The organism is Pseudomonas sp. P5_A12, assembly GCF_056400685.1.
Genome location: NZ_JBFUKU010000232.1, coordinates 1 through 8232 on the forward strand (window position 1 = coordinate 1; position 8232 = coordinate 8232).

Annotated in this window: 9 protein-coding genes and 1 pseudogene; 4 read left to right on the forward strand and 6 right to left on the reverse strand. The window is 57.8% G+C overall.

Going from position 1 to position 8232, the window contains the following annotated elements:
• Both AC1DSG_RS23470 and AC1DSG_RS23475 read right to left on the reverse strand, forming a co-directional pair.
• Positions 1-134 (reverse strand): annotated as a pseudogene (locus AC1DSG_RS23470) (IS110 family transposase); the annotation flags it as partial.
• 139 nt (positions 135-273) lie between these two features.
• Positions 274-1284, reverse strand: a complete 1011-nt coding sequence (locus AC1DSG_RS23475; protein ID WP_477793022.1) for a zinc-dependent alcohol dehydrogenase family protein — start codon at positions 1282-1284, stop codon at positions 274-276.
• 174 nt (positions 1285-1458) lie between these two features.
• Here AC1DSG_RS23475 and AC1DSG_RS23480 point away from each other — a divergent pair, with 174 nt between their 5' ends.
• On the forward strand, positions 1459-2373 hold the full coding sequence (locus AC1DSG_RS23480) for a LysR family transcriptional regulator (protein ID WP_477793023.1): 915 nt from the start codon (positions 1459-1461) through the stop codon (positions 2371-2373).
• 63 nt (positions 2374-2436) lie between these two features.
• Here the strand turns inward: AC1DSG_RS23480 and AC1DSG_RS23485 are convergent, their stop codons facing one another.
• The 3 genes from AC1DSG_RS23485 to AC1DSG_RS23495 all read right to left on the reverse strand — a co-directional run bounded on the left by AC1DSG_RS23485 (position 2437) and on the right by AC1DSG_RS23495 (position 4115).
• A complete protein-coding gene (locus tag AC1DSG_RS23485) occupies positions 2437-2799 on the reverse strand; it encodes a DUF6124 family protein (protein ID WP_477793024.1) in 363 nt (120 codons plus the stop codon).
• Between the two features lie 413 nt (positions 2800-3212).
• Positions 3213-3998, reverse strand: coding sequence for a helix-turn-helix transcriptional regulator (locus AC1DSG_RS23490; RefSeq protein ID WP_477793028.1), 786 nt, complete (start codon positions 3996-3998; stop codon positions 3213-3215).
• 18 nt (positions 3999-4016) lie between these two features.
• Entirely contained in the window at positions 4017-4115 is a 99-nt protein-coding gene (locus AC1DSG_RS23495) for a protease modulator HflK N-terminal domain-containing protein (RefSeq protein WP_477793025.1), read from the reverse strand.
• 15 nt (positions 4116-4130) lie between these two features.
• On the opposite strand from AC1DSG_RS23495, the gene AC1DSG_RS23500 reads away from it, so the two are divergent.
• From AC1DSG_RS23500 to AC1DSG_RS23510, 3 genes are all read left to right on the forward strand, one after another.
• Positions 4131-4946 (forward strand): carbon-nitrogen hydrolase family protein, encoded by an 816-nt coding sequence (locus AC1DSG_RS23500; RefSeq protein ID WP_477793026.1) that lies wholly within the window; start codon positions 4131-4133, stop codon positions 4944-4946.
• A gap of 117 nt (positions 4947-5063) precedes the next feature.
• The gene (locus AC1DSG_RS23505; RefSeq protein WP_477793029.1) at positions 5064-6173 is read left to right on the forward strand and encodes a polyamine ABC transporter substrate-binding protein; all 1110 of its coding nucleotides are present in this window, start codon (positions 5064-5066) and stop codon (positions 6171-6173) included.
• 80 nt (positions 6174-6253) lie between these two features.
• Complete coding sequence (locus AC1DSG_RS23510) at positions 6254-7375, forward strand: DmpA family aminopeptidase (protein WP_477793030.1); 1122 nt, start codon at positions 6254-6256, stop codon at positions 7373-7375.
• Between the two features lie 654 nt (positions 7376-8029).
• Here AC1DSG_RS23510 and AC1DSG_RS23515 read toward each other — a convergent pair.
• Positions 8030-8232: hypothetical protein (locus AC1DSG_RS23515; RefSeq protein WP_477793027.1), on the reverse strand; the 203-nt coding region annotated here is incomplete at its 5' end.

Below are 8232 nucleotides of genomic sequence, written 5' to 3' on the forward strand. Positions count from 1 at the left end.
TCATAATGCACCTTGCCGAGGGCGTCTTCGCCGGCGAGCTGGAACACATGCTTGGCCAGGTCAACCGCCACGGTAGTGCAGGCCGCCAAATCGGCAGAAGACAAGGATTGATCAATCGAAGTATGCTTTTTCATGGACTCGCCCTCGCTGTCGTTGGCTGTTTAGACTGCCACCGTGGCGCATTGACGCCTCGGCTTGGGCGAGTCCATTCAATTACAAAGTGGGGTTCGGCTTAACTGATCGGCATTAGCCCTACCGGCGCCTTCAGCAGTCTCAAGCGATTTTGATGACAACCTTCCCAAACGCCCCTTTCGCGAGATGCTCGTAAGCTTCTCGTGCTTGCTCGAACGGATACACCTGGTCGATCACGGGACGAATCTTGTGTTCATTGAGGAACGCATTCATCCGGTCAAACGATGAGCGCGGCGCCACGGCGATACCGCGAATGGTCGTCTGGCGGAAAATGAGTGGCATCAGATTGAGTTCAACGGTCTGCCCGGTCAAAAAGCCGATCTGCGCAATACGCCCGGATGCCTTGGTCGCTGCGACCGATTGATTGATGCCGTTGCCGCCAGCCACATCGAGCAGCAGATCCACGCCCTTGCCTTCGGTCAGCTTCAGCACTTCGTTCGCCCAGTTCGGCGTCGTTCTGTAATTGATGCCCGCCACCGCCCCCAGTCCCTTCACGGTTTGCAGGTTCTGGTCGCTACTCGACGTTGCGATCACCTTCGCGCCAAGCGCGGTAGCGATCTGCACGGCAAATATGGACACCCCACCAGTGCCCTGAACCAACACAGTTTGCCCCGGCTGAATGTGTCCAAAATCCACCAGCGAGTACCACGCCGTGAGCGCAGCAATCGGCAGTGTTGCGGCCTCTTCGTCACTCATGTTGTCTGGCGCAGCCACGGCACTGTCTTCGTGGATGATCATGTATTCGGCCAAACCACCAGGCAACGGCGAGCCGAAGCAGTAATCGGGTTCGTTGGGGCCAGGCTCGCCATCCAGCCAACGGGAGTAAAGATGCGAGTTGACCCGATCGCCGACTTCGAAGCGCGTGACGCCGTCACCGACCGCGACCACGGTACCGGCTGCATCGCTAACCGGGATCAGGAGTTTGGGCACCTTATGCGGCTCATAGATGCCATCAACGATAGCCTTGTCGCGAAAGTTGAGCGAGACAGCACCTACCTTGACCAATAGCTCGCCGGCCTTTGGTTGCGGGGTCGCTACCTCTGCCAATTGCAGGTTGTCGAGTCCGAAATCTTTCAATAACCAAGCTTTCATCATGAATCTCCAAATACACGTCAATGGCCGCAAACCGGAAATGGTTTTGCCTTGGGCACATCTTTCGCTTTTGGCACCACGCAATAAATGCGCGCAAAAAGACATGATTGTTCTATTCTGAGGCAACAATCATTTTGAGCTCCGTGAGTCTGTCGGAGCCCGCATGGAAACGTCATGGAATTGCTGCAATCGATGCGACTGTTCGCCAGGCTTGCCGAACTCGGCAGCTTCACTAAAGCCGCCGAGTCGCTGGACATCGGGCGGCCTCAGGTCACCCGTTACATCCAGGAGTTGGAGACGTCATTGGGGGTGCGCCTGTTCCAACGCACCACGAGAAAGGTGGCGCTCACCGCCGAGGGCGAGCGGTTCTATGAGCGGGTGCAGGAAATTCTCGGGGATATTTCTGCCGTGACCTCGATGTTTGACCGCACCGGAGCAACGCTCGCGGGCCGACTTCGCGTCGATATCCCGACCGCTTTCGCGCAAATGGAATTCATCAAARGCCTTAAAGAGTTCACCGCCACCTACCCCGCTATCAACTTGGTTCTGGGCGTGACCGATCGAGCCGTTGACCTGATTGGTGAAGGCATCGACTGTGCGTTACGTATCGGCGATTTGCCGGACTCGACATTGATCGCTCGCCCTATCGCGCTGGCAACCATGGTGACGTGCGCAGCGCCCGAGTATCTGCACAAGCACGGCGAACCCGAGACACTCGACGATCTGGACTCCCATAGGGGCGTCAACTTCCTGTCCGGTCAGAGCAACCGGACATTGCCTTGGCACTTCTCGGTCAAGGGTCAGGATCGTACGTTTGTCAGTAACGCAGGTATCACCGTCACCGAGTCGAATGCGTACGTTCAGTGTGGCGTATCGGGCTTCGGAATAATCCAGGCGCCAGGCATCACTGTGGCCGAGCATTTGGACAGTCGTGCATTAGTGGAGATTCTAAGACCCTATCGGCCAGCCCCTCGGCCTGTGTCGGTGCTGTACCCAAGCCGGACGCACCTGGCGCCGCAGGTACAGGTTTTTATTGAATGGCTGCAAGAGCGCTTTGTGCAGGTTCATTCTGACTGGCTGGAACGATAGGCGATCTTGGGGCCGCAATCGGTAGTAGCCAGTACTGATCCGATTACGGCCAAGGGTAAGTACTTACTCCTTCAGCTCAACCTTATCCARCGCCTGATTCACCGCCAATTCCCCCARCATCACCMCTTGCGTAATCCCCAGCAACGTCTTGCGGTGCGAGTTCTCCAATAGCGCCGCGAAATTGCTGAGCATGGTGGTGGCCGAGCCCAGTGATTCGCTGGCATTGGCCAGCAGGGATTCGGTGTCGTACTTGGGGTTGGCGAGGAACATGGGTTCGGGTTCGTTAGTGCTGGCCATGATGTGGGCCGCCGGATTGAGGTAGTGATCGAGCGCGCGCTCGGCCGCTTCGTGGAATTTTTTGGAATCGAGGGATTCGTAGGGCGATGCCGGATCGGTGTCCGGTGGGTTGGGTGTTGGTTTAAACATAGTGAAACTCCTAATTATAAAAGGAGCCCTCACCCTCGCTACCAAACGAAGGGTGGCGGCCATACGCGGGTTGGTAGACCGGTAACTAGGGAACCCGGCGCCCCCGAAGGAGCCCTGCGCATGGCCACCATAAAGCAGAGTTCTGCAAACGGTGTGCTATGCGACTAGTTATACCGGGCTACCAAACCCGATCACTGTTTTTCAGTGACCCAGCCACGATAGAACCCATGCCGTAGACGCACAAGCCGGCGAATTCTGTCTTACCCGTAGGCGATGACGCAAGGCGTTGTAGCCTTTGGGTGGTAACAGGAGGCTTCATTTAAACAGGCAAGATTCTTGTTGTTTAAACGCCAGCAAAACGAGGCAAACCACTCGCTGAGTCAAGTCCGAAATTCGCCCAAAACACGAAGACTTCAACTCTGCGCATTCAGAAACAATGAGAACAGCTCGGACTGAGATTTAATCCCCAGCTTGCTGTACATGTGCTTGCGGTGGACCTTCACCGTCTCGGCGGAAATCGCCAGCTTGCGCGCGATCTCCTTGTTCGAGCAGCCACTGAGCATCAACCGGCCGACTTCCAGTTCGCGGGCGGAGAGCGGCGTATCCAGCTGTTTGTCCGTAGAGTCCAGCCAGTTCTGCCAGCTTGGCGTCGGCAACGCCTTTTGCTCAAGCACCTCCCGCTCAAATGCCATGCGCTGACGCATCAGGGCGGCGACCCAAGGCTGGACAAGTGTGAGCAAGGCGATCTGCTCCGGGCTGAAACGGGCCTCGCTTCCCAGTGACAGGCTGAGGGTGCGCTCCGCGTCGAGCTGGGCGTTGATATGGACTTCGTCGGCAACGATATTGAGGCGGAAGTAGCGTTGGTAGTAGTCGGTCTGCTCGAAGCACTCCGGCGCCACGTCGGCCAGCCAGAACAAACCGTTCTGCGGTGCTTCCCGGTTGGCCAGGTAAAACGGATCGAGCAGATACAGGCCTTTGAGGTAATCCTGAAAGAGCGGGTCTGGCCCACCCTCCTTGCCCGGGCATTCTGCGAGCACCTGTGGTCGGCCATTGCTGAAAATCAGCACGACCCAACTGTCCACCGGTATGTATCTGTCCAGCAGACGCACCAGAGCCAGCCAGAAACCGGGCCGGTCAAGCCCCTCAATCAGCCTGCCAATCGCCTGGTGCCAGGCGATGTCTTGCAAGGTAATGCTCACAACTCTACCCATACGGGGTTACCCCATCGATGTGATTACTTTCCGTTTTATGGCTCTCCATACTTCATCCAGCCCTGGCGGGTGCTGTTCAGTTTGGCGATTGCGAGCCCACAACACGTGAAAGGATCACCGATGAAGATTGAACTCGTGCAACTTGGCGGTCGCGATGGCGATACCGCTTATAACCTAGAGCGTACCTTGCAGGCCATCGCTACGTGCGCAGTGGATACCGATCTGCTGATATTTCCCGAGACCCAATTGATGGGCTTCGCCAGTGCGCAACAGCTGGCCGAAGTCGCCGAGCCTCTGAATGGGCCAAGTGTGCAGGCGGTGCAGCGCGCCGTACGCGAACGGAACGTCGCGGTGGTGGTTGGCATGGCTGAGAATGACGGCGGTCTCTTCTACAACACTTCCCTGCTGATAACGCCACAAGGGATCGCCTTGCACTATCGCAAGACTCACCTTTGGCCATCGGAACGTGGCCTGTTCCAGCCGGGCAACCGCTATGCCACTGCGCTCTGGAAAGGCGTCCGTGTCGGTCTCCTTATTTGCTACGACATTGAATTGCCGGAAAGTGCTCGCGCCCTCGGCCAACTCGGCGCCGAGCTGATCCTGGTCACTAACGGAAACATGGATCCCTACGGCCCTGTCCACCGCACCGCAATCATGGCTCGCGCCCAGGAAAACCAAGCCTTCGCGGTGATGGTGAATCGAGTCGGCGACGGCGAGGAAGGCCTCGTGTTTGCCGGTGGGAGTTCCGTGATCGATCCCTTCGGGCGAACCTTATTCGAAGCAGGACGCGAAGAGTGCCGTCAGGTGGTAGCGCTTGATCTCGACCTGCTGCGCACCGCCCGCCTCGACTATGACTACCTCAGTGACCGCCGCCTGCTCCTCAAAGGCGAACAGCTTGAGCACGGTGATGGTCGTCGTGAACTGCTGATCCCCTGATCCACAGCGATTGTTCCGGCCTGATTCGATGTTTACCCAATCACAACAATAATTCACACACTAGCAGGAGCAGTGCTCGTGTCCCTGGACCCGGCGCCAATGCTCTGGAGCATCCCGATGAAATCGACTCGCTACATGCCCTTCGTCCTGGTCACGCTGTTCAGTGTCGGCCTGGCCTGCGCCAACGCCGACGAGCCTGCCAAATCCAGCGTGCACATCTACAACTGGTATGACTACATTGCCCCGAACACGATGAAAGACTTCGAAAAAGAAGCGGGCATCAGCGCTGTGTACGATGTGTTCGACAACAGCGACGTCATGCAAAGCAAACTGATGGCCGGCCGCAGCGGCTATGACGTCGTGGTTGCCAGTGCAGACCTGCTACCGAACCTGATCAAGTCAGGCGTGCTGAAAAAACTGGATCGCTCGAAGTTGCCCAACTGGTCCCACCTCGACCCCGACATCCTCGCCAAATTGCAGAGCAACGATCCCGAAAACAGCTATGCAGCCCCATATCTGTGGGGTACCACTGGCATCGGTTATGACGCGGACAAGGTCCGATTAATACTCGGCCCGGATGCGCCAGTGAATTCCTGGGACCTGATATTCAAGGAAGACAATCTGGCCAAGCTGAGTCAATGCGGCGTGGCCATGCTGGACGCCCCCAGCGACGTTATTCCCATCGCATTGCATTACCTGGGACTGCCTTACAACAGCCAGAACCCGGAGGATTACAAAAAAGCTCAGGAGCTGCTGCTGAAACTGCGTCCCCATATCGTCTACTTCGATTCCTCCAAGTTCATCTCTGATCTGGCCAATGGCAACATCTGCGTCGTGCTGGGCTGGGCCGGTGGTGTCGCCGATGCGCAAAAAGCCTCTGAGCTGGCCGGCAACCATCGCAACCTCGTCTACAGCATTCCCCGCGAAGGGGCGCCGGTCTGGGTGGAGAGTCTGGTGCAGCTCAACGATGCGCCGAACCCGGAGCAAGGGTTGGCCTTCATCAACTACATGCTGCGCCCCGAAGTCATCGCCGAGTCATCCAACTACCTGAGCTATCCGAACGCCAACAAGGACGCCACCGCGCTTGTCGAGCAGAAAATCCGCGATAACCCGGGGGTGTATCCGTCCAGACAAGTGCTGGACACGCTATTTCCGCTGGAACCACTGCCGCTGAAGATGGAGCGCGTGCGCACCCGCGCGTGGAACACGATCAAGACCGGCGCTTGATGGGCAGACGCTGTACTGCTGATGACTGACCAAGCCCCGTCCTCAAACCAATCAAAAAAAGAGAGATCATGAAAATGACGATGAAACCGCGTGCCCGCGATCTGAACATTCAGTTCGGCCAACTGCCACCCGGCCCGCTCAATGCCATCACCGATGTGCCTGGTGTACGGGTCGGCCACAGCAACGTGCGAGGACGCACCGCCAGCGGCCGCGACATCCTGACCGGTGTCACTGTTATCGAACCACGGACCGGTTCCACCAGCCAGCAACCGTGCTTTGCCGGCGTCCATGTGTTGAACGGCAACGGCGACGCCACCGGTCTTGAGTGGATTCGCGAGGCGGGTCTGTTGACCAGTCCCATCGCCTTCACCAACACCCACAGCCTGGGCGTGGTACGCGATGCGCTGGTGGTGCTGGACCGTGAACAGCAGCCGGATGACGGGCGCCTCTACTGGAACATGCCGGTGGTGCTGGAGACTTTCGACGGCCTGCTCAACGACATCAACGGCTTCCATGTGAAGATTGAACATGTGGCCCAGGCCCTGGGTTCGGCCACGGGCGGGCCGGTAACGGAAGGCGCCGTCGGCGGCGGTAGCGGCATGATCTGCCATGAATTCAAGGGCGGAATCGGTACTGCATCACGGCGTCTGAGCCGTGCACAGGGCGGCTGGACCGTTGGCGCCATCGTCCAGGCCAACCACGGCATCCGTAACGAACTGCGCGTCGACGGCTACCCGGTCGGACGCTACATGGAACAGGTCGACTCGCCGTTCCTCAAGGCTTCGCTGCCGCACCCTGGCATGGGTTCGATCGTCGTTTGCCTGGCCACCGATGCGCCGTTGCTGCCGCACCAATGTACGCGCCTGGCACAACGCGCCAGCCTCGGCCTCGCCCGCACTGGTGGTGGCAATGAAGACCACAGCGGTGACATCTTCATCGCCTTCGCCACCGGTAATCAGGTGCCGCCGGCCGCCTATGAGAGTAAGCGCGCGCCGACGACCGACAACCTGAGCATGGTCAATAACGACCACATCAGCGAGTTGTTCCTGGCCGCCACCGAAGCGGTGGAAGAAGCCATCATCAATGCCTTGCTGGCCTGCGACACTGCCGAAGGCAACGGCCATGCCGTATCGGGCCTGGATGGCGAGACGCTGCTCAAAGCCTTGCATCAGGCCGGCTGGCCGGGAACGGCGAATGGCTAACTGATCCAGCGGTGTTGGGAGAAAGACAGGATCGACCACCATTGGCGCCGGCAGCTAGAGCGCCCCAAGGGTAAACCCCATCGCCAGTACAGCGGACAACGCCAGCATAATCAGCAACGTAATAAACAATAGGCACAACTCAGCGAGCTGCTTATAAAGGCGTATCGGCCTTTTCGTGATTAGAGCAATTGACTTACTAGTAGTAGCCATCACCAACTCTCCCTTTTCCGCGGAACACGTACTAGCTCTGGAAGGTGTACATCAGGGTCACCAGCAGGATGAACAGCGCGCCGTTCAGGGCGAACAACCGACCGGTGGCCGCTGATGCCGCCGCTCACAGGCTGACAGATGGCGGGAAGATGTTTGGACAGATGCTCAGTGCCAGGCCGATGTAACCGAGGAACATCAGCACCTGGGTGAACATAACCGGCCAGTGCATATGACGTTGGCATCGGCAGTATCGGGTCGAGTTTTTTCGTGCCGAAATCATCCAGCGCCACAGCGTTCGCGGTGGTCAGGGTAATGGCAATGGTTGTTGTAATGAGCATCGTACAGAGCGGGCTTGACCAGAGCAGTAAGGCGATAGAGCTGCATAGTGGCGCTCGCTTCATTTTTCACCCCTCGCGTCATACCGAATCAGGCAAGCCCCGCCGTCTACAAGATGTCTGGGCCGACATCTGTTGCAGGTGCCAGGGGGTGAAGCAACGAATGAGCCATAACAATAGGGCGGAGCAAAAAGTTCAAATTTATTAACAAGTCACTTCTTAGTGTTTCAAGCGAGAGAAAAGTGGGGGAAATATTCCTCACATTTGGTGGTAAACGCCCGGCCAGGTGGGTGTAATGCCCCATATATGGAG

Coding starts and splice junctions, on each gene's coding strand:
- AC1DSG_RS23475 (WP_477793022.1), bottom strand. CDS start 1,284: ATGAAAGCTTGGTTATTGAAAGATTTCGGACTCGACAACCTGCAATTG.
- AC1DSG_RS23500 (WP_477793026.1), top strand. CDS start 4,131: ATGAAGATTGAACTCGTGCAACTTGGCGGTCGCGATGGCGATACCGCT.
- AC1DSG_RS23505 (WP_477793029.1), top strand. CDS start 5,064: ATGAAATCGACTCGCTACATGCCCTTCGTCCTGGTCACGCTGTTCAGT.
- AC1DSG_RS23510 (WP_477793030.1), top strand. CDS start 6,254: ATGAAACCGCGTGCCCGCGATCTGAACATTCAGTTCGGCCAACTGCCA.